Source organism: Limnohabitans sp. TEGF002 (assembly GCF_055395845.1).
The window spans coordinates 955,313-978,757 of the sequence record NZ_AP029224.1; the positions used below are offsets into that span (position 1 = coordinate 955,313).

Below are 23,445 nucleotides of genomic sequence, written 5' to 3' on the forward strand. Positions count from 1 at the left end.
TGCCAGCCCACGATGCCGCTCAATGTCTGCCCACGCCTGATGAAGGAAACCCCATGAACCCCCAAATTCAGGAATTTCTGGACCGTATCCAGCAACTGGAAGCGGCCATTGAGCAAGAAGCCAAAAGCCGTCGCCAGCAGTGGCAAGCCGATTTTGAAGAGCACAAGGTGCGCTTTGAAAAAGAGGTGTTGGCACAACAAAAGCGCTTCAAGGCCGGTTTGCTCGGTTATGTGCTCACGGCCGATTGGCGGCATGTGCTGTGCGTGCCCTTCATTTACCCGGTGCTGTTGCCCATGCTGATGCTGGACGCCTTCATCACGCTCTACCAATGGGTGTGTTTCCCTTTGTGTGGCATTCCCCGGGTCAAGCGCTCGGGGTATTTTGTGTACGACCGCACGCACCTGGCCTATTTGAATTGGTTGGAGAAAATCAACTGCGCGTACTGCTCCTATGGCAACGGCCTGATGGCTTATGGCCGAGAGGTGGTGGCACTGACCGAAAAATACTGGTGCCCCATCAAGCACGCCCGACGCAGAATGCAGGCGCATGCGCACTACCACGGCTTTGCCGATTACGGCGATGCCGAAAACTACCGTGCCGAATTGGCCCGTTTGCGTGAAGAGCTTCGGCAGATGTGCGCCAAGGAGGCAGCACCTCCTGCCTGAGCCCGATGGGGTGAATCGGACTGTGTCACGTCATCGACACCTGGAAGGCGCACAGGTGAATAAAGTCAGGGCCATGAAAACATTTGCAAACTTGGCCGAATTGGCCGCTTGTGTCGGCCAGGATGTGGCCGCCACCGAATGGGTGACCATCACCCAACAACAGGTCAACCAGTTCGCCGAGGCCACAGGTGATCACCAGTGGATCCACGTCGACGTGGAGAGGGCCAAGCAAGGCCCCTTTGGTGCGCCCATCGCGCATGGTTTTTTGACCTTGTCTTTGCTGTCGCAGTTCTTTGACAAAACCATTCAGATCAGTGCCAAAAGCATGGGTGTCAATTACGGCCTGAACAAAGTCCGTTTCATGGCGCCGGTGCCCGTGGGCAGCCGTTTGCGGGCGCACCTGCATTTGCATTCGGCCACGCCCATTGAGGGCAATGGTCTGCAGCTGCAGTGGAACGTGACAGTCGAGCGCGAGGGCAGCGACAAACCGGTGTGTGCGGCCGAGTCGCTGGTGCGTATTTACGCCTGAGTCGGAAGGTTTGGTGCCGGGCTGGTCCCAGCAAAGCCGTTTTGTCGCCAGGCCTCGAACACGGTGACTGCCACCGCGTTCGACAAGTTCAGGCTGCGTTGGCCTTCGCGCATGGGCAGCTTGATGCGTTGTGCTGGTGCGAATTTTTCGCGCAACTCGGGTGACAGACCCCGCGTTTCTGAACCAAACACCAACCAGTCGCCTGGCGCAAAAGCCACGCCGTGGGCGGCGCGGCTGCCGCGCGTGGTCAGGGCAAACATGCGCTCGGGGTCGGGTTTTTCTTGTGCCAGAAATGAAGCCCAGTCCGCATGGCGGCGCAAATCGGCGTACTCGTGGTAATCCAGGCCTGCGCGGCGCATGTGCTTGTCGTCCATCGAAAAACCCAATGGTTCGACCAGATGCAGTGTGCAGCCGGTGTTGGCCGCCAGGCGGATGACGTTGCCGGTGTTCGGCGGGATTTCAGGCTCAACCAGGACGATATGGAACATGGCCGGTATTGTGCCTTGGCCTTCAGGCGTCGCCCCCTGCCTCGGTGCGTGCCAGCACCAGGGCGCTGACCTGCGCCGCCCCTGCCTCGCGCAGCACCCGCGCTGCCGTGTGCAAGGATGCACCGCTGGTCATCACGTCGTCGATCAGCACCACCTTCTTGCCGCGTAACTGTGGGGCCCGCAAAGGCTCTACCGCAAAAGCCCCTACCAAGTTGGCCAGCCGCTCGGTCCGCGGCAAGGTGCGCTGCGAGGGCGTGTCACGGGTGCGCAGCAGCAAACGGGCGTCGGCTTTGTTCGGGCTGAGCTGGCGTGCCAGCAGCCAGGACTGGTTGTAGCCGCGTTCAGCCAGGCGCTGGGCGGACAGCGGAATCGGCAGCACCCAGTCGGCCGCGTCCAGCGTGTCTTCGGCCCAAGGGGTGCTCAGCATCAGGGTGGCCAAAGGTCCGGCCCAGCCGGGTTGCTGCTGAAATTTGTAGCGTGCGATCAGGTCCACCCAAGGCCAGGTGTAGGCGGTGGCCGTCAGGCACAGGTCCAGTGGGGGCGGTGATTTCAGGCAAGCGCCGCAGCGTCGAGCAGGGTGGGGCAAGGGCAGGGCGCAACTGGGGCAGCGGTGTTGGGGTTGGGCAAAGCGGCTGATGCAGGCCTCGCACAGTGGCGACTGGGGCCAACTTTGGCAGATGGCGCAGCGGCTGGGCAGCCAAGCCCAAGCCAAGTCCGGGCGCGATGACCCGAGCCTTGAGCCTATCCCTTGGAACCATTTGAACCACATGAAATCAATATACTGCCCCCACCCCCCTGCCCACAAGGCCAACCTGTCGTGGGCCTGAAGCGGGGAGACATCTTTTTAGCCTTGGCCATGTCTGCACCTGAACGCCCCCCTTCTCTGGACCCCGTCGCCGCTGCCCGTTGGTTGGCGCACCCGGTGGGTAAAGTCTCGCCCTGGTTGCATGAAGAAGTGGCCTCTCGCATGCAGGAGCGCTTGGATTTCATCAAGCTGCAGCCCGACCGCTGGGTTCATTGGGAACCTTTGCGAGGTGGTTTGTTGGCGCAGCGGGCGTTGCAAAAGCGCTACCCCAAAGCCCAAGCATGGCTTTCCAGCGAGCGGGTGGGTGAGGCTCTGGAGGTGCAAAAGGCGGTTCAGGGGCGGTGGTGGCAGATCGAGCGTTGGTTGGGGCCCCGCATCGAGTTGGGCTTGCCACCGGATGCTCAGACCCAGATGTTGTGGGCCAACATGCTGCTCCACACGTGTCCCCACCCTCAAAAAATGCTGAAAAACTGGCACAACACCCTGGCGGTGGATGGCTTTTTGATGTTTTCGTGTTTGGGGCCAGACAGTCTGCGGGAGTTGCGCGATGCCTATGCCAGGCAGGGCTGGTCCGAGCCCGCCCACGAGTTCACCGACATGCACGATTGGGGTGACATGCTGGTCGAGGCGGGGTTTGCCGAGCCGGTCATGGACATGGAGCGCATCACCTTGACCTATGAGTCACCGCAGCGCATGCTGGAAGACTTGCGGGGCTGGGGGCGTAATCTGCATGTCAAGCGCTTTTCGGGTTTGCGGGGGCGCCTCTGGCGTGCACAGCTCGATCAGGTGTTGATGTCATTGGCCCGGCCTGAAGAGGGTGGCCGTTTGTCGCTCAGTTTCGAGATTGTGTATGGCCATGCACTCAAGCCCCGGCCACGTGTGGCTGTGAGTGCCCAAACCGAAATCGGTCTGGATCAGATGCGCCACATGTTGCGAAGCGGCACCCGGATATCCGACAAAGTTTGAGTTGAATCAAAACCCCCTGTTAACTCGGGTAAAATCCGCCCGGTTTTAGCCAGAATGCGTGCCTCAAGAGTGTTAGGTTATTGAAAGTTGACGCGTGTCAAATCCAGCTTACCAGTTTGCACAAGAGTCCGGACCGGCCATTCAGTGGCAGTTGCGACGCAATTGTTCGGTAACGCCTGCCCAATTGGGGTGGCTTTACTTGTCTTTGTGTGTCGTGTCTTTGGGCATTGGTGTGTTCTTTTGGGTGCAAGGGGCCACTTTGGTGCTTGCATTCGCAGGTCTGGAAATCACGCTGGTCGGTTTGGCCTTTTTGGCCTATGCCCGGCATGCGACCGATGGCGAGTGGATTTCATTGCAGGGCACCCGCTTGGTGGTGGAAAAAGAGTCCGCCGGGCGTCGTGAACGTGCGGAGTTTTCGCGTCAATGGGTGAGGGTGGAGCCCAAATCCGGCGACCACAGCCTGATCGAGTTGTCAGGCCAGGGCCGCTCGATCGAGGTGGGGCGCTTTGTGCGTCCCGAGTTGCGTCAGGTTTTGGCGCGAGAAATCAGAAGGGCGTTGCGTTCAGCGTGATGTCTGGCGATGAACAGGGCTTGGCCTGGTTTGTCATTGGTGTGAGTTCAACAGAGTCTTGGAAGTTAGTGAGAACCATGAAGAATATTTCCAATCAATTGGCTTCGCTGCTATCCCGCGCGGGCATTTTCGCAGGCGCTTGGGTGGCTACGGCAGCCCACGCTGTCAATGACTTGCCAGGCGGCCCTGCGGTCAACCAGCTCAATTTGCATCCAGCTGCCACCAAAATCGCCGAAGAGCAGCAATGGCTGCACTGGATGATGCTGATCATCTGCACAGTGGTGTTTGTGGCTGTGTTTGCGGTCATGTTCTATTCCATCTGGAAGCACCGCAAATCGGTGGGTCACAAACCTGCCACCTTTACCGAGTCCATCACCGTCGAAGTGATTTGGACGGCTGTGCCTTTCCTGATTGTGATCTTGATGGCCTTGCCTGCGACCAAAGTGCTTGTGGCCCAGAAAGACACCACCAACGCCGACCTGACGGTGAAGGTCACAGGCTACCAGTGGAAATGGGGCTATGACTACATCAAAGGCGAAGGTGAAGGCCTGAGTTATATCTCTACGCTGGATTCATCGCAGCGTGCGATGTCCGATGCTGGCAAGCCACAAGGTGACAACTATCTGCTCAAAGTGGACAACCCCTTGGTGGTGCCGGTGGGCCAAAAGGTCCGCGTGATCACCACCGCCAATGACGTGATCCACGCCTTCATGGTGCCCGCCTTCGGCATCAAACAAGATGCGATCCCCGGTTTTGTCCGCGACACTTGGTTCCGCGCCGAGAAAACAGGTGACTTCTACGGTCAGTGTGCTGAGTTGTGCGGCAAAGAGCACGCCTACATGCCTATCCACGTGAAAGTCCTGTCAGCTGCCGATTACGCTGCATGGGTGGACACCGAGAAGAAAAAACAAGCCGCCAAAGCCGATGATCCGGCCAAAGTCTGGGCGCTGGACGATTTGTCCAAGCGTGGCGAAAAGGTTTACGCTGCCAACTGTGCTGCCTGCCACCAAGCCAACGGTAAAGGTGCCGGTGCCATCAAGGCCGTGGATGGCTCTGCGGTGGTGCTCGATGCCGACAAGTCCAAGCAAATCGCAGTTCTCCTGAATGGCCAAAACAACGGCGCCATGCCCGCATGGAAGCAGTTGTCCGACACCGAAATCGCTGCTGTGATCACTTACACCAAAAACAACTGGTCCAATAAGACCGGGCAAATCGTGCAGCCGGCTGAAGTTTTAGCCGCTCGCAAATAAGCCGTACCGTATAGCAATCAAAGGAAATCAAGATGAGTGCCGTTCTAGACCATCACGATCACGCCCATGACGACCACGGTCACGCGCCTGCGGGCTGGCGTCGCTGGGTGTATGCCACCAACCACAAAGACATCGGTACCTTGTACCTGTTGTTCAGCTTTGCCATGCTCATGGTCGGCGGCGTCTTGGCGCTGGGTATCCGCGCCGAGCTGTTCCAGCCGGGTCTCCAAATTGTGAACCCTGAGTTGTTTAACCAGTTCACCACCATGCACGGCATCATCATGGTGTTCGGCGCGATCATGCCTGCGTTCGTCGGCTTTGCGAACTGGATGCTGCCGCTGCAAATCGGTGCGTCTGACATGGCCTTTGCCCGCATGAACAACTTCAGCTTCTGGCTGATGATTCCTGCCGCTGGCATGCTGGTGGGTTCGTTCTTCATGCCTGGCGGCGCACCTGCAGCCGGCTGGACGCTCTATGCACCGCTGACCCTGCAAATGGGTCCATCGATGGACGCTGGTATTTTTGCCATGCACATCCTGGGTGCTTCGTCCATCATGGGTTCGATCAACATCATTGTGACCATCTTGAACATGCGCGCCCCTGGCATGACCTTGATGAAAATGCCCATGTTCGCCTGGACATGGTTGATCACCGCTTACTTGCTGATTGCCGTGATGCCCGTGTTGGCTGGCGCAATCACCATGACCCTGACAGACCGTCATTTCGGCACCAGCTTCTTCAACCCCGCTGGTGGTGGTGACCCGGTGATGTACCAGCACATCTTCTGGTTCTTCGGTCACCCCGAGGTGTACATCATGATCTTGCCGGCTTTCGGCATCATCAGCCAGATCGTGCCTGCATTCGCACGCAAGAAGTTGTTCGGTTACGCCTCCATGGTGTATGCCACATCGTCCATCGCCATCTTGTCGTTCATCGTGTGGGCCCACCACATGTTCACCACCGGCATGCCGGTCACAGGTCAGCTGTTCTTCATGTATGCCACGATGCTGATCGCGGTGCCCACCGCCGTGAAGATCTTCAACTGGATCGCCACCATGTGGCGTGGCTCCATGACGTTTGAAACCCCCATGCTGTTCGCGGTGGGCTTCATCTTCGTGTTCACCATGGGTGGTTTCACCGGTCTGATTCTGGCCATGGCCCCAATCGACATCCAGTTGCAGGACACCTACTATGTGGTGGCCCACTTCCACTATGTGTTGGTGGCCGGTTCCTTGTTTGCACTGTTTGCCGGCGTCTATTACTGGATTCCCAAGTGGACGGGTGTGATGTACAACGAAACACGCGGCAAGATCCACTTCTGGTGGTCGCTGATTTCCTTCAACATCACCTTCTTCCCGATGCACTTCTTGGGTCTGGCTGGCATGCCCCGTCGCTACGCCGACTACCCCATGCAGTTCACCGACTTCAACATGATCGCTTCGGTGGGCGCATTCTTCTTCGGTTTTGCCCAGGTTTACTTCTTCTTGTTCGTTGTGCTGCCTTGCATGATGGGCAAAGGTGAAAAAGCACCTCAAAAGCCTTGGGAAGCCGCCGAAGGCCTGGAGTGGGAAGTGCCTTCGCCTGCCCCATTCCACACCTTTGAAAACCCACCCAAGCTGGACGCAACTGCGACCCGCGTGATTGGTTGATTGCCATGGCCATGACACCTGAACAAAGAAAAAGCAATGTGCGCCTGGGCCTGATCCTGGCCTCGGTGGCATTGGCCGTGCTGCTCGGGTTTGTGGCCAAGTTGATGATCCTCAACCCCTGAAAGAGCATGATGAACCTGCGCGGTGAAAACCTGAAGATGGTGGGCAAGCTGGCGGTGGTGACCGCGGGCATGTTCTGCTTCGGTTATGCGTTGGTGCCTATTTACAAGGCGATATGCGACATCACGGGCATCAACATCCTGTCGATTTCCGAGACCCAGGTCCCGGGAAACGCCAAGGCGGGCAAAGCGGCTGAGGTATTGCGCAACAGCCAAGTCGACACCACCCGCACCATCACTGTCGAGTTCGATGCCAATGTGCGTGGCCCTTGGGAGTTCAAGCCCGAGAAGCGCTCCATGCAGGTCCATCCTGGCGAACTCAGCACGGTGATGTACGAGTTCCAGAATGTGCAAAATCGGCGAATGGCTGCTCAGGCCATTCCCAGCTACGCGCCACGCAATGCGGCCAACCACTTCAATAAGCTTGAGTGTTTCTGTTTCAACCAGTACACCCTTGAGCCAGGTGAAAAGAAGTCTTGGCCTGTCGCCTTTGTGATCGACCCCAAGTTGTCCAATGACGTGACCACCATCACGCTGTCCTATACCTTCTTTGAGGTGGGCGGTAAGACACCGGCTGCCCCGACCGCACCTTTGGCGGCTGCGGTCCAGCCCTTGCCAGCCAAGACAGGTTGGGGATCATGACCACGCCTGAGATGCCTGTGTCCAAAACGTCCTGGTTGCGCACCATTCAGGCGGTTCTTTGGTCCTTTGTCGGCCTCCGAAAGAGTGCCGACTACCAACAAGACATTGAAAAGCTCAACCCGTTCCACATCATAGGTGTGGCCATTGGTGCGGCATTGTTGTTTGTTCTGGGGCTGATTGCCCTGGTCAACTGGGTCGTGGTTCAGCCCACAGGCCTTTAACCACCAAAATAAGATTTCGATAGAAGAGAGAGCAGGAGTCCCCATGAGTTCAGCAGCACACGGCAGCACGCCTTACTACTATGTCCCACACGAGTCACGCCACCCGGTCATGTCGGCCATTGGCTTGTTCTTCGTCATCTTGGGCGCAGGGCAATGGATCAACGGCGCCGAATGGGGCATGTATTGCCTGTTCTTCGGCATGGCCTGGTGGTTGATTGTCCTGTACCAGTGGTTCTCTGAGGCCGTGCACGAAAGCGAAACCGGCATGTACGGTCGCAAAATCGACCTGTCCTACCGCTGGAGCATGACCTGGTTCATCTTCTCTGAGGTGATGTTCTTTGGCGCTTTCTTCACCGCGCTCTGGTGGGCCCGTTCACATTCGATTCCGGCGCTCGGCAGCTTGGAAAACGCATTGCTTTGGCCTGATTTCAAAGCCGCTTGGCCCAGCGTGGTGCCTGGTGCAACCACATCGCCTGCCGGTTTCGTTGAGCCCTTCCAAACCATGGGCCCCTTTTGGTTGCCGACCATCAACACTGCCTTGTTGTTGACATCGGGCGTGACTCTGACCATTGCTCACCATGCACTGCAAGTGGGTAATCGCAGCAAAACCATCATGTTCATGTGGATGACGGTGATTTTGGGCTTGGTTTTCTTGTTCGTTCAAGGTTATGAATACGCCCATGCTTGGGGTGATCTGAACCTCAAGTTGTCATCCGGCATTTATGGCTCCACCTTCTACATGCTGACGGGTTTCCATGGCTTCCACGTGTTCGTGGGCATGTTGATGCTCTTGTTCATCACTTTGCGCTTGCAAAAAGGCCACTTCACCAAAGACCGTCACTTCGGTTTTGAGGGTGCAGCTTGGTACTGGCACTTCGTGGACGTGGTCTGGCTGGGTTTGTACATCCTTGTGTATTGGATGTAAGCCTGCCCTTGGCCCCAACAAAAAAGCGCCCAAGGGCGCTTTTTTGTTGGGGATAGATGACGAGAAAATACCAAATCAAATCGAGTGTCGCGAGTCAAAAATATCGAAAAATCAATCAAGCCCCTGGGGGAATACCTGTAGGTTGGATCCAGCCCATTTTCCAGGCCACCAGCACGCAGATGAAGAGGACAATGGAAAAGCCGACACGGAAGGCCAGAGCGGTGGCCATATTGCCTTTGGGGGGCGCTTGGCCCTCAGCGGGCGGGGTGCTGCCTCGCATCATGTACATCAGGGCCGAGCCCAGACTGAGCAAAATAGCAACAAACGCGATGGCGACAAGAATTTTCATGGGCACATTATCCAATGACTGACAAATCCCCTCACTGGAAAAGATGGCTGATGCTGGCGGTGGCAGCGGTGGGTGTGTCCGTCACTTTTTCATTGGGGCTGTGGCAACTCGGCCGCGCCAGTGAGAAAACCGCTTTGCAGGACGCGCGCACGCAGCAGGCGAGCAAGGATGCGCTGGATGGCAGGACCCTGAGTGGGGGGCCTGAAGGTGTGGCTCAACGAACCGAGTTGATCCACCGCAGTTTGGTGGTGACAGGGCGTTGGTTGCCTTCTTACACCGTTTACCTGGACAACCGGCAGATGAATGCCAAACCCGGTTTTTTTGTGCTGACCCCTTTGCAGATTGAGGGCACGAAGGAGGTCTTGGTGGTGCAGCGCGGTTGGGCGCAGCGCTCTTTCACCGACCGTGCCGCACTGCCACCTGTGCAGACACCTGAAGGCTTGGTCCAAGTGCAAGGCCATTTGGCCCCATGGCCATCAAGGCTCTATGACTTTGGCGGTGCCGAAACAGGCCCAATACGGCAAAATCTCGACTTGACTGCTTACCGACAAGAAACGGCTTTGAGACTGCTCGAAGTCACATTGCTGCAGTCTGGCGGACCCTCCGAGGGGCTGCTGCGCGAATGGCCTGTGGTGGCCAGTGGTGTCGAAAAGCACCACGGATACGCTTTCCAATGGTTTGGCCTCAGTGGCCTGATCGCTTTACTTTATGTCTGGTTCCAAATTGTCCAACCCCGCCGCCAAAAACGACCTGCCTGACAGCCCCCTGGCCTTCACTGTGCACGACATGCCGAGCCCCGGTGCCGTGGTGCAAGCCGATGCCCAACGCACCCGCATGGGCCGCTGGAAGATGATCCTCATGATGTTGGTCTGTGCTTCCCCGGTCATCGCCTCGTACTTTACGTACTACGTGATCCGTCCCGAGGGCCGTCGTGTCTATGGCGAGCTGATTCAGCCGCAAAAGGACATGCCTCAGGTCAGCGCCAAAAACCTTCAGGGGGAGTCGGTCACGCTGGCCAGCCTCAAAGGCCAGTGGTTACTCGTGACCGTGGCGTCAGGCGCTTGCGAAGAGCGTTGTCAGCAAAACCTGTATTTCCAGCGCCAGCTGCGTGAAATTCTGGGCAGGGATAAAGACCGCCTGGATCGCGTCTGGTTGGTCACCGACGACAGGCCCGTGGCCCCCGGCCTCTTGCCCGCTTTGAACATGGCGCACGTGCTGCGCTTGGATTTGCCCACGGTGCAAAGCTGGATCAGCCCCGCCCAAGGTCAGCAGTTGCAAGACCATTTGTACGTGATTGATCCGATGGGCAACTTCATGATGCGTTTCCCGGCCAACATGGATGTGCCCGGAGCCTCCAAAGCCAAGCGCGACCTGGAACGTTTGCTCAAGGCTTCCTCGTCTTGGGACAATGCGGGGCGCTGAGGCATGACCGAAGTTGACCTGTACAACCTGGAGCCCATTTTGGAGCTCTTGGCCGTGGGCCTGGCGGTGGCGGCATTGCCCCTGGGCTGGTGGCTGTGGCGACAACGCAGTGCCTCGCCATCGGGGCGATTGAAGACTCTGACCCTGATCACTTTGTTCCTGACCTTCGATCTGGTGCTGTTCGGGGCCTTTACCCGGCTGACTGACTCCGGCTTGGGTTGCCCGGATTGGCCGGGTTGTTACGGCAGCGCCACCCCCATCGGTGCCAAAGCAGAAATCAAGGCCGCTGAAACCGCCATGCCCACGGGGCCAGTGACCAAGAGCAAGGCTTGGATCGAAATGGTTCACCGTTATTTGGCCACGGGGGTCGGCGTCCTGATCCTGACCTTGGCCGCCATGACCTGGTGGCTGCGCCGTCTCAGCCGAGAAGTCAGTCCTTGGTTGCCCACCTTGACCTTGGTGTGGGTCTGCATGCAAGGGGCATTCGGTGCACTCACGGTGACCATGAAACTGTTTCCAGCCATCGTCACCTTGCACCTGATGGGCGGCATTGGTTTGTTGGTTTTGTTGATGGCTCAAGCCGTTCGCTATGACGGTGCAGGCACGCGGCCCTTGCCGTCGCCATTGCGGGCAGGTTTGTGGGCAGGCTTTATCTTGCTGTGGCTGCAAATTGCCTTGGGTGGCTGGGTCAGCACCAATTACGCCGTATTGGCGTGCCCTGATTTCCCCACCTGCCATGGCCAGTGGGTGCCCGAGATGAATTGGCAAGGCTTTGGCCTCTGGCGTGAGCTGGGTTACACCCCAAGCGGTGAGCTTTTGCCTTTCTCAGCGCTGGCATCGATCCATTTTGTACACCGCTCGGCCGCTTGGCTGGTGTTGGCGGTGCTGCTGTGGGTGGGCTGGCGTTTGCGTGTGCAGCCGGGTTTGGCTGTGGCTGGGCGTTGGCTGCTGGGTCTGTGTGCCTTGCAGTTCGCCACCGGCTTGAGCAATGTGGTGCTGGGCTGGCCCTTGTTGGCCGCCGTGATGCACACTGGCGGGGCCGCTGCCATGGCCTTGACCCTGACCTGGGCCTTGAGTGTCAGCCGGGCTGATAATTCAGGGCCTGTTCCCCTTTCCAAAAAGCTTGCCGAATGACCGTCGCCACCGCCCGTTTGCCTTTGACTGCCTGGCAACAGTACTACGCGCTGACCAAACCGCGCGTGGTTCAATTGATCGTTTTCTGTGCCTTGATCGGCATGGTGCTGGCCGTGCCCGGTGTGCCCAGCCTGGCCGAGTTGAAGCTGGGCCTGTTGGCCTGCATCGGCATCTGGTTGGTGGCGGGCGCTGCTGCGGCCTTCAACTGCTTGGTTGAAAAAACCATCGACGCCAAAATGAAGCGCACCGCCTGGCGGCCTACCGCCAAGGGTGAGCTGAGTGACCAGCAGGCATTGCTGTTTTCGGCGGTGCTTTGTGCTTTGGGCTCTGCGGTGTTGTACCTCCTGGTCAACCCGCTCACCATGTGGCTCACCTTTGCCACCTTTGTGGGCTACGCCATCATTTACACGGTGATTTTGAAGCCCCTCACGCCCCAGAACATCGTGATTGGTGGGGCCAGCGGGGCCATGCCCCCGGTGTTGGGTTGGGCCGCGATGACCGGACAAGTGGGACCTGAGGCGCTGATCTTGTTCCTGATCATCTTCTTGTGGACGCCACCGCACTTTTGGGCGCTGGCCCTTTACCGGGTCGAGGACTACCGCAAGTCGGGCTTGCCCATGTTGCCCGTGACACACGGCAACGAGTTCACCCGTCTGCAGATCTTGCTCTACACCATCGTGCTGATGGCGTCCTGTCTGATGCCCTTTGTCTACGGCATGAGTTCCTGGCTTTACTTGCTTGCTGCAGTCGTGCTGAGCATCGGTTTCATCGCTTATGCGGTGGCCCTGTACCGCGCCTATTCGGATGAATTGGCCCGCAAGACCTTCCGTTTTTCTTTGATCCACCTGAGCGCCTTGTTTGCCGCTTTGCTGCTGGACCACTACATTTTTTAAGGCCCCAGGCATGTTGCAACGCAGAGTATGGACAAGAGCGGCACTGGCCTTGGGTGTGGCCAGCGCGGTATGGGGCTTGAGCGGCTGTGGCGAAGACAAGCCGTCTTTCCGTGGCGTGGACATCACCGGTGCCGACTATGCCCAGGGCTGGGAGTTGAGCGACCAGGACGGCCAGGTGCGCACCTTAAAGGACTTCGCGGGCAAGGCCGTAGTGGTGTTTTTTGGTTACACCCAATGCCCCGACGTCTGCCCGACCGCATTGCAGGAAATGGCCCAGGCCAAACAGCTCTTGGGCGCTGACGGTGCCAAGCTCCAGGGCGTCTTCATCACCGTAGACCCTGAGCGCGACACGCCGGAGTTGCTCAAGGCCTACATGGCCAATTTTGGGCCGGACTTTGTGGGCTTGCATCCCACGGCTGAGCAGCTGCCCAAGGTGACCAAGGACTTCAAGATCTATTACAAAAAGGTCGAAGGCAAAACCCCCACCAGCTACACCATGGACCACTCGGCGGGCAGCTTCACCTTTGACCCGCAAGGGCGCATTCGCCTCTACAACCGCCACGCCAGCGGCGCCGAGGCGCTGGCTGCGGATGTGAAGATTTTGCTCAGCGGCAAGTGAGTCCAGGCCTCAGGGCTTGGGGCTGAACCCGCAACGCCAAAGGCCGATTCAGAACTTCAATTCAGCTCGATCTTCTGGCTGCGGATGATGTCCCCCAGGGCTTTTGTGTCTGACTGAATCCGGTTGCGCAAGCCCTCTGGCGATGAGCCCACCACTTGCCAGCCTTGTTGGAACAGACGTGCACGCATCTCGGGCGCACGCACGATCTCGCTGACCACGGACGATAACTTGATGGCCACAGTCGCAGGCATCGAGGCGGGGGCGGCCACCGCGTTCCAAATTTCCAACTGGTAATCCTTCACACCGATCTCACCCAGGCTGGGCACTTCGGCGGCCACCGGGCTGCGTCCGGTGCTTGAAGCCCCAATGGCCCGCAATTTGCCCCCGCGCACCTGGGCCGCAGCCATGGCCGGTGGCAACAAGGCCAGTTGCACTTGGCCACCCAGCATGGCGGTGATGATTTGCGGGTTGCCGGGGTAAGGCACATGCACAGGGGCAATGCCGGCTTTTGTTTTGAGCAGCTCCATGCCCAAGTGCGCCACGGTGCCGACACCGGGCGATGCGTAACTGAGCTTGTCGCCTGCCTTTTGGGCCTGGCTCAGCCACTCGGCAGCCGTCTGGCCAGACGCGTTGGCTGGAACAGTCAGCACCAAGGGCGCCTTGCCGATCAGGCTGATGGGCGCAAGGTCCTTGAGGGGGTCGTAAGGCACCTTGGGGTTCAGGATGCGGGCTATCGTCATGTTGCCGTTGATCATTAGGCCCAGAGTGTGGCCGTCCGTGGACTTGGCCACGAAGTCAGCGGCGATGTTGCCGCCAGCACCCACCTTGTTTTCGACGATGACGTTTTGGCCCAAGGCCTTGGACAAAGGTTCGGCCAGTGCGCGGGCGGTCAGGTCGGGGCTGGAGCCTGCCGGGAAACCCACCACCAAGCGCACGGTTTGTGTGGGCCATGTCCCCGTGGAAGGTGGGTTGGCCCATGAAGGCGTCAGTCCCAAAGCCAAAGCAGCGCCAATAGCTTGGGCCACATGGCGGCGAGAAAAACCAGAGGAGGTGCGAACGGTCATGGTGGATGCTTTCAAAACAAAACTGCAGTGACTTTAGCGCAATGCGGGTAAAAAAATACCCGGTCAAAACCGGGTATCTGAATCCAAGGGGGCCCACAAGGCCTGTGATCAAACGAACTCGACCAGCGCCTTTTTCATCTTCTTCATGGCCGCGACTTCGATCTGGCGGATGCGCTCGGCGCTGACACCGTATTCGTCGGCCAAGTCGTGCAGCGTCATGCCGCCCGAGCCGTTGTCGTTGACCTTGAGCCAGCGCTCTTCCACGATGCGGCGGCTGCGCTCGTCCAACACATTCAAGGCACTGGCCAAGCCGTCACTGGCCATCACATCGCGCTGGTGCGCTTCGATCATCGCGGTGGGCTCGTGGTTCACATCGGCCAAGTAGGCAATGGGGCCAAAGGCCTGTTCGCCGTCGTCCGATGGGGCCGGGTCCAGCAGCACATCGCCGCCAGACATGCGCATTTCCATCTCGCGCACTTCTTCGCGCTTGACGTTCAGGCTGTTGGCCATCGAATCGACTTGGTCGGGGGTCAAGGTGTCGCGGTGCGTCCCTGCTTCGGCATCCGCTTTGTAGCCTTGCTTCATGGACCGCAGGTTGAAAAACAACTTGCGCTGGGCCTTGGTGGTGGCCACCTTGACCATGCGCCAGTTTTTCAGGATGTACTCGTGTATCTCGGCCTTGATCCAGTGCAGCGCATAGCTGACCAGACGCACACCTTGCTCGGGGTCAAAGCGCTTGACGGCCTTCATCAGGCCCACATTGCCTTCTTGGATCAGGTCGCCGTGCGGCAGGCCGTAACCCAGGTATTGGCGCGACACCGACACCACCAAGCGCAGGTGCGACAGCACCAGCTTGCGAGCGGCTTCGAGGTCGTCGTTGGCTTTGAGTTGGCGGGCGGCCTCTTGCTCTTCCTCTAGGGTGAGCATGGGCATGCGGTTGACCGCAGAGATGTAGGCGTCCAAGTGGCCGAGCGAGGGCACGACCGCCCAAGGGTTGCTCAGCGCGATGGCTGTGGCGGGGGAACCAGTTTGAATGTTCATACCAGAACTCCTTTCAGAATACCCCAATATTAGCACTCTCTGGTGAAGAGTGCTAAAGGACGGCGTCAAGGGTGGCGTCGATGTTCGGGTTTTCCCTGATTTTGCAGACGGCGTATGGCCGCGTCTGTGCGTTGGGGTACGGCGCAGGGAGGAGTGTCAGCTCAGCAGGGCTTGCGCAAACTCGCGGGCGTTGAAGGTTTCCAGGTCTTCCAGCTTTTCGCCCACGCCAATGAAGTACACCGGAATCGGCTTTTCGCGGGCAATGGCGCACAGCACCCCGCCTTTGGCGGTACCGTCCAGCTTGGTGACGATCAGGCCCGTGAGGCCCAGCGTGTCGTCAAAGGCCTTGACCTGTGCCAGGGCGTTTTGTCCGGTGTTGCCGTCAATGACCAGCAACACCTCGTGCGGTGCGGTGCCATCGGCCTTTTGCACCACGCGTTTGATCTTTTTGAGCTCCTCCATCAGGTGCGTTTGGGTGGGCAGGCGGCCTGCCGTGTCTACCAAGACCACATCGCGGCCCCGGGCGCGGCCAGCGCTCACCGCATCAAAGCTCACGGCGGCCGGGTCGCCGCCTTGTTGGCTGACGATCTCGACCGTGTTGCGGTCGGCCCAGACGGCCAATTGCTCTTTGGCCGCAGCGCGGAAGGTGTCGGCGGCTGCCAGCAGCACACTCAGGCCCTCATCGGCCAGGTGCTTGGTCAGTTTGCCAATCGAGGTGGTTTTGCCTGCGCCGTTCACGCCAGCGACCATGATCACGGTGGGGTGGTGGTCGCCGACGCTCAAGGGCTTTTGCAGGGGCGTCAGCAGGTCGGTGATGGCGTCGGCCAACAAGGTTTTGACCTGCGAAGGCTCGGTGGCTTTGGTCTCTTTCACGCGGCGCTTGAGGTCTTGCAGCAAATGCTCGGTGGCTTTGACGCCGGTGTCAGCCACCAGCAGCGCGGTTTCCAGCTCTTCATAGAGTTCGTCGTCGATGCGCGTGCCGGTGAAGACGGTGGTGATGCTGGAGCCCGTTTTGCGCAGGCCTGCTTTGAGGCGGTCCATCCAGCCTTGGCGGGCAGCCGGAGCGGGCGCGGGTTCAGCCTGCGTGGGTGAGGATGTGGGTGCAGGCGAAGTGGCCACAGGCTGCGCCACAGGGAGCGCAGGCGTCACGGCAGGCGATTGCACCTCAGGCGGGGGGGATTTTTTTTTGAAGAAACTGAACATGGCGTGGATTTCAAGGATCATGCATTCTATGAAACCGAACTTTCTCTTGGGACTTTCGCTGGCAACAGCCTTGATGGCCAGCAGCTTCAGCGCCACGGCGCAGGCCCCGCAAGGTCAAGCGGCCGCACAACCCACTGGGCAGGCCTCAGCCTCCAGTGCGGCCCAGGTGCACACCTTCACCTTGGCCAACGGCATGAGCCTGTGGGTGAAACCCGACCGCCGCGCTCCCACCGCGGTGCACATGGTGTGGCTGCGGGTGGGCTCCATGGACGAGGTGGACGGCACCAGCGGTGTGGCCCATGTGCTCGAGCACATGCTGTTCAAAGGCACGCCCACTTTGGCTGTGGGGGAGTTCTCGCGCCGTGTGGCCGCTTTGGGTGGGCGAGAAAACGCCTTCACCGCCAAGGATTACACCGGGTATTACCAGCAAATCCCATCCAACCAACTCGAAGCCGTGATGCGTCTGGAGTCGGACCGCTTTGCCAACAACCAGTGGCCCGATGCCGAATTCGCCAAAGAGCTGGAGGTGGTGAAAGAAGAGCGCCGCCTGCGCACCGACGACAACCCCCGCGCGCAGTTGCACGAAATGCTCTCGGCCACCGCCTTGTCGGCCTCGCCCTACCGCCGCCCCATCGTGGGCTGGATGAGCGATCTGGAGGCCATGACACCACAAGACGCCCGCGACTTTTACCGCAAGTGGTACACCCCCGCCAACGCGGTGGTGGTGGTGGCGGGCGATGTCGACCCGCTGCAAGTCAAGGCTCTGGCCGAGAAGTATTACGGCAGCATCCCGACCCGCGCCGTGCCTGAGCGCAAACCCCGGGACGAGCCCGCGCAGCAAGGCCTGCGCCGCCTCGAATTCAAAGCTCCGGCGGAACAGTCCTATGTGGCCCTGGCCTTCAAAGTGCCGCGCCTGTCCAGCCTGGCGGCCTCGCCCGAGCACGACGATGCCTTGGCTTTGACGGTGCTGGCCGCCGTGCTCGATGGTTACAGTGGCGCGCGCCTGGACCGTGCATTGACCCAAGGCGAAAACCGCCTGGCCGACAGTGCAGGGGCCTACAACGGCCTCATGGGTCGGGGGCCGCAGTTCTTTTACCTAGAGGGCGTGCCTGCCAAAGGACAAACGCCGCAAGCACTCGAAGCTGCCTTGCGCGCCCAGGTTCAACGCGTGGCCACCGAGGGCGTGAACGACGCTGAGCTGCAGCGCGTGAAAACCCAATGGGTGGCCAGCGAAATTTACAAGCTCGATTCGGTGTTCAACCAAGCACGCGAGCTGGGTGTGGCCTGGACGCTGGGCCTGCCGCCCGATTACGGCGCACAGCTGATTGCCCGCTTGCGGCAAGTCACGCCGGCCCAAGTGCAGGCCGTGGCCCAAAAGTATTTTGGCGATGACAACCTCACTGTGGCCACCTTGCTGCCTCAGCCTTTGTCGGGCCAGCCCCGTGCACGCCGCGCCGCGCCAGGTGCTCGGCATTGAACCGCGCTCATCCCATGAAAGTCCCATACCCCATGTTTTTGATTTCACCCTTGTCCATGACTGCACGGGCTTTGCGGCGATCAGCTTTGCTGCTGGCCTGCTGGGGCGCGGTGGGTTGGGCGCACGCGTCCTTGCCCATCCAGCACTGGACCCAGCCCAGCGGCGCGCGCGTGTTCTTGGTCGAGAGCCACGCCATTCCCATGGTCGATGTGCAGATCGACATCGACGCGGGCAGCCGCCGCGACCCGGCCGCGCAGGCGGGCCTGGCCTCGGTCATGGCGGGGCAAATGGCGAACGGCACCCGCGCCGAACCGAAAGTGCAAGGGCAGGGCCAAGGCCCTTACCCCCAAGCGATGGATGAAAACCAGATCGGCGAAGCCTGGGCCGACTTGGGGGCGAGCTTTGGAGGCAGTGCGGGCGGTGACCGCATGAGTTTTGGCCTGCGCAGCCTGAGCTATCCGGACCTGCTGGACAAAGCCGTGGCCCTGGCCGCACGTCAAATGGCGCACCCGGCTTTTCCTGAAGCCATGTGGCTGCGTGACCGCGAACGCATCAGCGCGTCCATCCGCGAATCGCTGACCAAACCCGGCACGGTGGTGCAGCACCGTTTTGCAGAGGCGGTGTATGGCGCGCACCCCTACGGTTTTCGGGCCACGCCCGAGACCCTTTCTCGCATCGGCGTGCAAGACCTGAAAAACCTGCATGCCCAAGCTTTGCGGGCTTGCCGCGCTACGGTGAGCGTGGTGGGGGCGTTGACCCGCGCCCAAGCTGACGCCATGGTGCAGCGCTTGCTGGCGCAGTGGCCCCGCGAATCGGGCTGCCCCAGCTTGCCGTCGGTGCCCGAAGTGGCCCCTCTGGCTGTTGCACAAAACCTGAACTTGCCCTTTGACTCGGCCCAGGCCCATGTGCTGATCGGCCAGCCCGGCTACAAACGCACCGACCCCGACTTTTTTGCTTTACTGGTGGGCAACCACATCTTGGGCGGAGGAGGCTTTGTCTCGCGCCTGACCGAGCAGGTCCGCGAAAAACGCGGGCTGAGCTACAGCGTCTACAGCGGTTTTTCGCCGGGCCTGCATGCGGGCGCTTTCATGGTGGGCTTGCAGACACGTCCTGATCAAGCTGCTCAGGCTGTTGCTGTGTCCCAAGAGGTGGTGCAAAACTTTGTGCGCCAAGGCCCGACCGAGGCCGAGCTGCAAGCGGCCAAATCCAACTTGGTGGGCGGTTTTGCGCTGCGCATCGACAGCAACCGCAAGTTGCTGGACAACGTGGCCAACATCGCATGGAACCGTTTGCCGCTCAATTACCTGAACACATGGACGCAGCAAATCGAGCGAGTGACTGCCTCAGATATTCAACGCGCCATGGCGAGGGTCTTGCAGCCTGAGCGCATGGTCACGGTGGTGGTGGGTGGCCAGCCCTGAAGGACAAGACGGGGTTCAAGCCCTCAGGCCTTTACACTCACAAGCTATGTCACCAGCCCCATCCAAACGACCCCCACTGACCGGCGCAGCCCGTCATGCCGCCGAGAAAAAACCGAAGAACCCGGTGCCCAAAGGCCCGTCTTCGCATGAGATCCGCATCATCGGCGGGCAGTGGCGTCGGACCCGACTGAAAGTGATCGATAAACCGGGCTTGCGCCCCACACCCGACCGTGTGCGCGAAACCCTGTTCAACTGGTTGGGCCAGGACCTGAGCGGCTGGCGCTGCGTGGACGCTTTTTCGGGCACTGGCGTGCTGGGGCTTGAGGCCGCTTCGCGCGGTGCGGCCCATGTGCTGATGGTCGAGCAAGATGCCGTGTTGGTGCGCGATTTGCAAGACAACGCCACCCGCCTGAAAGCCAGCATGTTGAGTGTGCAGCGCGGCGACGCAGTGAGCACTTTGGGTCGTTTGCCAGCGGGCAGTGTGGACCTTGTTTTCATCGACCCGCCTTTTGACGGCCCTTGGTTTGAGCCCGCGCTCAAAGCGGCGGCCCGTGCCGTGCCCGTGGGCGGCTGGATTTACCTGGAAGCGCCTGTGGCTTGGCCCACTGAGGCATTGACGGCTTTGGGGCTACAGTGCGAACGCCACCTCAAAGCGGGTGCGGTGCACGCCCATTTGTTGCAACGGGTCAGCCCTGAATCTGCGCCCACCTCTATTGCCATTCCTGCTGAAGGAGCCACGCCATGAGCCGATCTGCCAATACCCCTGTGATCGCCGTGTATTCGGGCACCTTTGACCCGCTGACGCTGGGCCATGAAGACGCGATCCGCCGTGCTGCCCAAATGTTTGACCAGGTCATCATTGCCGTGGCCCGTGCGCACCACAAAAACACAATGTTCACCTTGGATGAGCGGCTGGCGCTGGCCCAAGCCGCACTGGCCGATTGTCCGAATGTGAAGGCCCTGCCCTTTGACGGCCTGATCGTCGAGTTTGTGCAGTCGCAAAACGCCCATGTGATCGTGCGTGGCCTGCGTTCCGTGACCGACTACGACTACGAAACGCAAATGTCGGGCATGAACCGCCACTTGGCCCCGGAAATTGATACGGTGTTCCTGCACACCAGCGCCCATGTGCAGCACATCAGCAGCACGCTGGTGCGCGAAATCGCCAAGCTCGGCGGTGATGTGTCGGGCCTGGTGTCTGCTCCCGTGCTCAACGCCTTGCAAGGCAAGGTTGCGACCAAGCACTGAGGTTCAAACCTCCGCGCCTTCCACCAAAAAGCGCACCCGCTTTTGGCCCTGCCACTCGTCGGCGTCCAGCCGGTAGGCGAGTTTCACTTTTGAGGGCAGCGGCTCGGTGCGGCCAAACCAGATGCCGTCCACCGGCTGGCCTTGGTGTTTCATCTTGAGTGAGAGGTGCTTCTCGCCTACCAGCCGCTGCGACACGATCTCGATCTCTTCGCAAAACACCGGCGGTGCAAAGCCCTGGCCCCAGACCTCGTGGTGCAGCATGTCCACCAAATCGACCCGGCGGTATTCGGCAGGCAGCGGCCCGTCGGTTTCCAGGCGGCGTTGCAGCGTGGCGGCATCCAGCCATTCCATGGCCACTTGGTTGAGCGTCTCTTCGAACACATCGAGGTGCTCTTCGGCAATGGTGCAACCCGCCGCCATGGCGTGCCCGCCAAAACGCAGCAGCACGCCCGGGGCACGCTTGGCCACCAGATCGAGCGCGTCGCGCAAATGAAAGCCTGCGATGGAGCGGCCTGAGCCTTTGAGTTGGTGCTCCTTGCCCGGTGCGCTGCTGGCCGCGAACACAAAAGTGGGGCGGTGCAGCTTGTCCTTGATGCGCGAGGCCACGATGCCCACCACGCCTTCGTGAAAATCCGGGTCAAACACACAAATGGCAGGCGGCGGCTCATCGCCTTCGTCAAACAGCGACTCGGCCATCTCCATGGCCATCTCGCGCATGTCGCCCTCGATCACGCGGCGCTCGCGGTTGATCGCATCCAGCTGCTTGGCCAGCTCGTCGGCGCGCCCTGCGTCGTCGGTTAACAGGCATTCGATGCCCAGCGTCATGTCGGCCAGGCGGCCTGCGGCGTTGATGCGCGGCCCCAAGGCAAAACCAAAGTCAAAGGTGGTGGCCTTGGCGGTCTCGCGGCTGGCCGCCCGCATGAGCGCCGACATGCCCGGGGGCAGGGCACCTGCACGCACGCGGCGCAGGCCTTGCGCCACCAGGCGGCGGTTGTTGGGGTCGAGCTTGACCACGTCGGCCACGGTGCCCAAAGCCACCAGGGGCAGCAGGGCGTCCAATCTCGGTTGGTTGGTTGCGTCGAACATACCGCGCTGGCGCAGTTCGGCGCGCAGGGCCAGCAGCACGTAAAACATCACGCCCACACCGGCGATGGACTTGCTGGTGAAGCTGCAGCCAGGCTGGTTGGGGTTGACGATCACCTCCGCTGTGGGCAATTCGCTGCCCGGCAAATGGTGGTCGGTCACCAGCACCTGCAGGCCCAGTGCTTGCGCAGCCTGCACGCCCGCCACGCTGGCGATGCCGTTGTCCACGGTGATCAAGACATCCGCGCCTTGCGCGTGCACACGCTCGGCAATCGGGGGTGTCAGGCCGTAACCATCGACCACCCGGTCTGGCACCAAGTAGCTCACGTTCTGGGCGCCCAGCATGCGCAGCCCGCGCACGCCCACAGCGCAGGCGGTGGCGCCGTCGCAGTCGTAATCGGCCACGATGCACAGGCGCTTGTTTTGCGCCATGGCGTCGGCCAGCAGCTTGGCCGCTTCTTGCGTCCCCAACATGCTGGCCGGTGGCAGCAGCAGGTTGAGCGCATCGTCGAGTTCGTCTTTGGACAGCACGCCGCGAGCGGCATACAGGCGAGCCAGCAGGGGGTGGATGCCCGCTTGTTCCAGCGCCCAGGCGCTGCGGGGGGGCACATCTCGGGTGAGCAAATTCATGGGGGATTAGCGTGTGATGAGGGCTTGGAGTGCCGCTGCAGGGGAAGGTTTGTGGAACAGCCGTGTGATTTTTTGGTGCCAAGCGGCAGGCGCAGCGGTGTAGGTGTGGGCGGTGTGTTCGCTGCACAGGCTGAGCGTGCCTTGTCCTGTGGCCTTGAGGTGTTGCAACAAGTCGGCCACGGCCGTGGCATCGAGTTGCTGCCAAGCTTGCCGCCAGGTCTGCAAGTCGCCATGCAATGCGCTGGCCCGCAGGGTGTCCGACACGGTCACCGCCGCGGTCATGGGCGGGTCGGCGGCTGGTGTGGTGGCAGGGAGCGTGCCTGCGCCGTGCAGCCAAAAGGCATTCACGGTGTGCTGCCTGCGGGCGTCGCGGGCGTCGTTCACAGGGTGGTTGTAGAGCAGCATCTGCATCTCGCTTTGCAGGCGCTGCAGAGGACGGGCGGCGGGATGCTGGGGCATCCAGTCTTTCACGTTTTGGCCAATCACTCGATCGAGCGATGCGGTGGGCAGGTCGGCCAGCAGCGCACCTTGGGCATGCCAGAGCAGGGCGCTGTGCCAAGTCACTTGCAGGCCGTCTTCTTGCAAAAACGGCTGCATGGCCTGCAGCAGTTGCTGGGACTCTTCGTCTGAGAGGTGCAAATGCGCTGGGTCAGCCATCACCACCTGGTCCATACCGATTTGCCAGTGGCAAGGCGTCATCCAGGCTTGGGGCTCGGTGCTCTGCTGGCCTTGCTGCGCCCGATGCCAGGCTGCCCAGGGCAGGGTGGGTGCCTCCAGGGGCCAACCCAAGGCTTGGGCTTGCAGGCGTTCGTGCGGCAGATGCAGCGCTGAGGATTCAGGGTCTTGCAGCACTTGCTGGCGTTGCAGCAAGGTCAGCAGTGTTTGCAAATGGGGCAGCTGCAATCCAGCCCAAACCTCGGGGCCGATGAGGGCCTGGCTGGCAGCGAAGGGAATGATCAGGTGCATGGTCCGTGATTGTCGCAGGCCACCCAATGACCTTTAACCGCTGAACTTGGAGGTCTGCGGTGGCT

The 23,445-nt window shown here is 60.4% G+C and carries 27 protein-coding genes; 19 read left to right on the forward strand and 8 right to left on the reverse strand.

Going from position 1 to position 23,445, the window contains the following annotated elements; all coding sequences use genetic code 11:
• The first annotated feature begins 53 nt into the window (after positions 1–53).
• Both ACZ5SR_RS04825 and ACZ5SR_RS04830 read left to right on the forward strand, forming a co-directional pair.
• Complete coding sequence (locus tag ACZ5SR_RS04825; RefSeq protein WP_464450436.1) at positions 54–665, forward strand: hypothetical protein; 612 nt, start codon at positions 54–56, stop codon at positions 663–665.
• A 73-nt stretch (positions 666–738) separates the two neighbouring features.
• Positions 739–1,194 carry a MaoC family dehydratase gene (locus ACZ5SR_RS04830; RefSeq protein WP_464450437.1) on the forward strand — a complete coding sequence of 152 codons (456 nt, stop codon included), beginning with the start codon at positions 739–741 and terminating at the stop codon, positions 1,192–1,194.
• Here the strand turns inward: ACZ5SR_RS04830 and trmL are convergent.
• Together trmL and ACZ5SR_RS04840 are read right to left on the reverse strand one after the other, a co-directional pair.
• The gene (trmL, locus tag ACZ5SR_RS04835; protein WP_464450438.1) at positions 1,185–1,682 is read right to left on the reverse strand and encodes a tRNA (uridine(34)/cytosine(34)/5-carboxymethylaminomethyluridine(34)-2'-O)-methyltransferase TrmL; all 498 of its coding nucleotides are present in this window, start codon (positions 1,680–1,682) and stop codon (positions 1,185–1,187) included. The two genes, ACZ5SR_RS04830 and trmL, sit on opposite strands and share 10 nt — an antisense overlap.
• A 22-nt stretch (positions 1,683–1,704) precedes the next feature.
• Positions 1,705–2,451, reverse strand: a complete 747-nt coding sequence (locus tag ACZ5SR_RS04840) for a ComF family protein (protein ID WP_464450439.1) — start codon at positions 2,449–2,451, stop codon at positions 1,705–1,707.
• An 87-nt stretch (positions 2,452–2,538) separates the two neighbouring features.
• Here ACZ5SR_RS04840 and ACZ5SR_RS04845 point away from each other — a divergent pair, with 87 nt between their 5' ends.
• The 8 genes from ACZ5SR_RS04845 (at position 2,539) to ACZ5SR_RS04880 (ending at position 8,830) form a co-directional block, all read left to right on the forward strand.
• Positions 2,539–3,453 (forward strand): class I SAM-dependent methyltransferase, encoded by a 915-nt coding sequence (locus ACZ5SR_RS04845; protein WP_464450440.1) that lies wholly within the window; start codon positions 2,539–2,541, stop codon positions 3,451–3,453.
• 94 nt (positions 3,454–3,547) lie between these two features.
• Positions 3,548–4,024, forward strand: coding sequence for a DUF2244 domain-containing protein (locus ACZ5SR_RS04850; RefSeq protein ID WP_464450441.1), 477 nt, complete (start codon positions 3,548–3,550; stop codon positions 4,022–4,024).
• A 77-nt stretch (positions 4,025–4,101) separates the two neighbouring features.
• The gene (coxB, locus tag ACZ5SR_RS04855) at positions 4,102–5,274 is read left to right on the forward strand and encodes a cytochrome c oxidase subunit II (RefSeq protein ID WP_464450442.1); all 1,173 of its coding nucleotides are present in this window, start codon (positions 4,102–4,104) and stop codon (positions 5,272–5,274) included.
• A 32-nt stretch (positions 5,275–5,306) separates the two neighbouring features.
• A complete protein-coding gene (gene ctaD, locus ACZ5SR_RS04860) occupies positions 5,307–6,923 on the forward strand; it encodes a cytochrome c oxidase subunit I (protein ID WP_464450443.1) in 1,617 nt (538 codons plus the stop codon).
• Positions 6,924–6,928: 5 nt separating this feature from the next.
• Positions 6,929–7,045, forward strand: a complete 117-nt coding sequence (locus ACZ5SR_RS04865) for a cytochrome oxidase small assembly protein (protein ID WP_464450444.1) — start codon at positions 6,929–6,931, stop codon at positions 7,043–7,045.
• A gap of 9 nt (positions 7,046–7,054) precedes the next feature.
• Positions 7,055–7,684 (forward strand): cytochrome c oxidase assembly protein, encoded by a 630-nt coding sequence (locus ACZ5SR_RS04870; protein ID WP_464450445.1) that lies wholly within the window; start codon positions 7,055–7,057, stop codon positions 7,682–7,684.
• Entirely contained in the window at positions 7,681–7,905 is a 225-nt protein-coding gene (locus ACZ5SR_RS04875) for a DUF2970 domain-containing protein (protein ID WP_464450446.1), read from the forward strand. Before ACZ5SR_RS04870 ends, ACZ5SR_RS04875 begins: the two co-directional genes overlap by 4 nt.
• 43 nt (positions 7,906–7,948) lie before the next feature.
• Positions 7,949–8,830 (forward strand): cytochrome c oxidase subunit 3, encoded by an 882-nt coding sequence (locus ACZ5SR_RS04880; protein WP_464450447.1) that lies wholly within the window; start codon positions 7,949–7,951, stop codon positions 8,828–8,830.
• Between the two features lie 115 nt (positions 8,831–8,945).
• Here ACZ5SR_RS04880 and ACZ5SR_RS04885 read toward each other — a convergent pair whose 3' ends face one another.
• On the reverse strand, positions 8,946–9,179 hold the full coding sequence (locus tag ACZ5SR_RS04885) for a twin transmembrane helix small protein (protein WP_464450448.1): 234 nt from the start codon (positions 9,177–9,179) through the stop codon (positions 8,946–8,948).
• A 14-nt stretch (positions 9,180–9,193) separates the two neighbouring features.
• Here ACZ5SR_RS04885 and ACZ5SR_RS04890 point away from each other — a divergent pair, with 14 nt between their 5' ends.
• The 5 genes from ACZ5SR_RS04890 to ACZ5SR_RS04910 are packed head-to-tail and all read left to right on the forward strand — an operon-like array spanning position 9,194 to position 13,247.
• A complete protein-coding gene (locus tag ACZ5SR_RS04890) occupies positions 9,194–9,937 on the forward strand; it encodes an SURF1 family protein (RefSeq protein ID WP_464450449.1) in 744 nt (247 codons plus the stop codon).
• Positions 9,888–10,601 carry an SCO family protein gene (locus ACZ5SR_RS04895; protein ID WP_464450450.1) on the forward strand — a complete coding sequence of 238 codons (714 nt, stop codon included), beginning with the start codon at positions 9,888–9,890 and terminating at the stop codon, positions 10,599–10,601. The genes ACZ5SR_RS04890 and ACZ5SR_RS04895 overlap by 50 nt, the downstream gene beginning before the upstream one ends.
• A 3-nt stretch (positions 10,602–10,604) precedes the next feature.
• The gene (locus ACZ5SR_RS04900; protein ID WP_464450451.1) at positions 10,605–11,735 is read left to right on the forward strand and encodes a COX15/CtaA family protein; all 1,131 of its coding nucleotides are present in this window, start codon (positions 10,605–10,607) and stop codon (positions 11,733–11,735) included.
• Positions 11,732–12,628: a heme o synthase gene (gene cyoE / locus ACZ5SR_RS04905; RefSeq protein WP_464450452.1), complete on the forward strand. Its 897-nt coding sequence runs from the start codon at positions 11,732–11,734 to the stop codon at positions 12,626–12,628. The genes ACZ5SR_RS04900 and cyoE overlap by 4 nt, the downstream gene beginning before the upstream one ends.
• 10 nt (positions 12,629–12,638) lie before the next feature.
• Positions 12,639–13,247: an SCO family protein gene (locus ACZ5SR_RS04910; protein WP_464450453.1), complete on the forward strand. Its 609-nt coding sequence runs from the start codon at positions 12,639–12,641 to the stop codon at positions 13,245–13,247.
• 56 nt (positions 13,248–13,303) lie between these two features.
• On the opposite strand, the gene ACZ5SR_RS04915 is transcribed toward ACZ5SR_RS04910, so the two are convergent.
• From ACZ5SR_RS04915 to ftsY, 3 genes are all read right to left on the reverse strand, one after another.
• Positions 13,304–14,311, reverse strand: a complete 1,008-nt coding sequence (locus ACZ5SR_RS04915; protein WP_464450454.1) for a Bug family tripartite tricarboxylate transporter substrate binding protein — start codon at positions 14,309–14,311, stop codon at positions 13,304–13,306.
• Positions 14,312–14,419: 108 nt separating this feature from the next.
• Complete coding sequence (rpoH, locus tag ACZ5SR_RS04920) at positions 14,420–15,352, reverse strand: RNA polymerase sigma factor RpoH (protein ID WP_464450455.1); 933 nt, start codon at positions 15,350–15,352, stop codon at positions 14,420–14,422.
• A 156-nt stretch (positions 15,353–15,508) separates the two neighbouring features.
• Entirely contained in the window at positions 15,509–16,555 is a 1,047-nt protein-coding gene (gene ftsY, locus ACZ5SR_RS04925; RefSeq protein WP_464450456.1) for a signal recognition particle-docking protein FtsY, read from the reverse strand.
• A gap of 28 nt (positions 16,556–16,583) precedes the next feature.
• Here ftsY and ACZ5SR_RS04930 point away from each other — a divergent pair, with 28 nt between their 5' ends.
• The 4 genes from ACZ5SR_RS04930 to coaD are packed head-to-tail and all read left to right on the forward strand — an operon-like array spanning position 16,584 to position 20,701.
• Positions 16,584–18,032 (forward strand): M16 family metallopeptidase, encoded by a 1,449-nt coding sequence (locus ACZ5SR_RS04930; RefSeq protein ID WP_464450457.1) that lies wholly within the window; start codon positions 16,584–16,586, stop codon positions 18,030–18,032.
• 14 nt (positions 18,033–18,046) lie between these two features.
• Positions 18,047–19,453 (forward strand): M16 family metallopeptidase, encoded by a 1,407-nt coding sequence (locus ACZ5SR_RS04935; protein ID WP_464450458.1) that lies wholly within the window; start codon positions 18,047–18,049, stop codon positions 19,451–19,453.
• Positions 19,454–19,499: 46 nt separating this feature from the next.
• Positions 19,500–20,198 carry a 16S rRNA (guanine(966)-N(2))-methyltransferase RsmD gene (rsmD, locus tag ACZ5SR_RS04940; RefSeq protein ID WP_464450459.1) on the forward strand — a complete coding sequence of 233 codons (699 nt, stop codon included), beginning with the start codon at positions 19,500–19,502 and terminating at the stop codon, positions 20,196–20,198.
• Complete coding sequence (gene coaD / locus ACZ5SR_RS04945; RefSeq protein ID WP_464450460.1) at positions 20,195–20,701, forward strand: pantetheine-phosphate adenylyltransferase; 507 nt, start codon at positions 20,195–20,197, stop codon at positions 20,699–20,701. The genes rsmD and coaD overlap by 4 nt, the downstream gene beginning before the upstream one ends.
• A 3-nt stretch (positions 20,702–20,704) precedes the next feature.
• On the opposite strand, the gene recJ is transcribed toward coaD, so the two are convergent.
• Positions 20,705–22,414, reverse strand: coding sequence for a single-stranded-DNA-specific exonuclease RecJ (gene recJ / locus ACZ5SR_RS04950; protein WP_464450461.1), 1,710 nt, complete (start codon positions 22,412–22,414; stop codon positions 20,705–20,707).
• Between the two features lie 6 nt (positions 22,415–22,420).
• The gene (locus tag ACZ5SR_RS04955; protein ID WP_464450462.1) at positions 22,421–23,380 is read right to left on the reverse strand and encodes a hypothetical protein; all 960 of its coding nucleotides are present in this window, start codon (positions 23,378–23,380) and stop codon (positions 22,421–22,423) included.
• Positions 23,381–23,445: the final 65 nt, after the last annotated feature.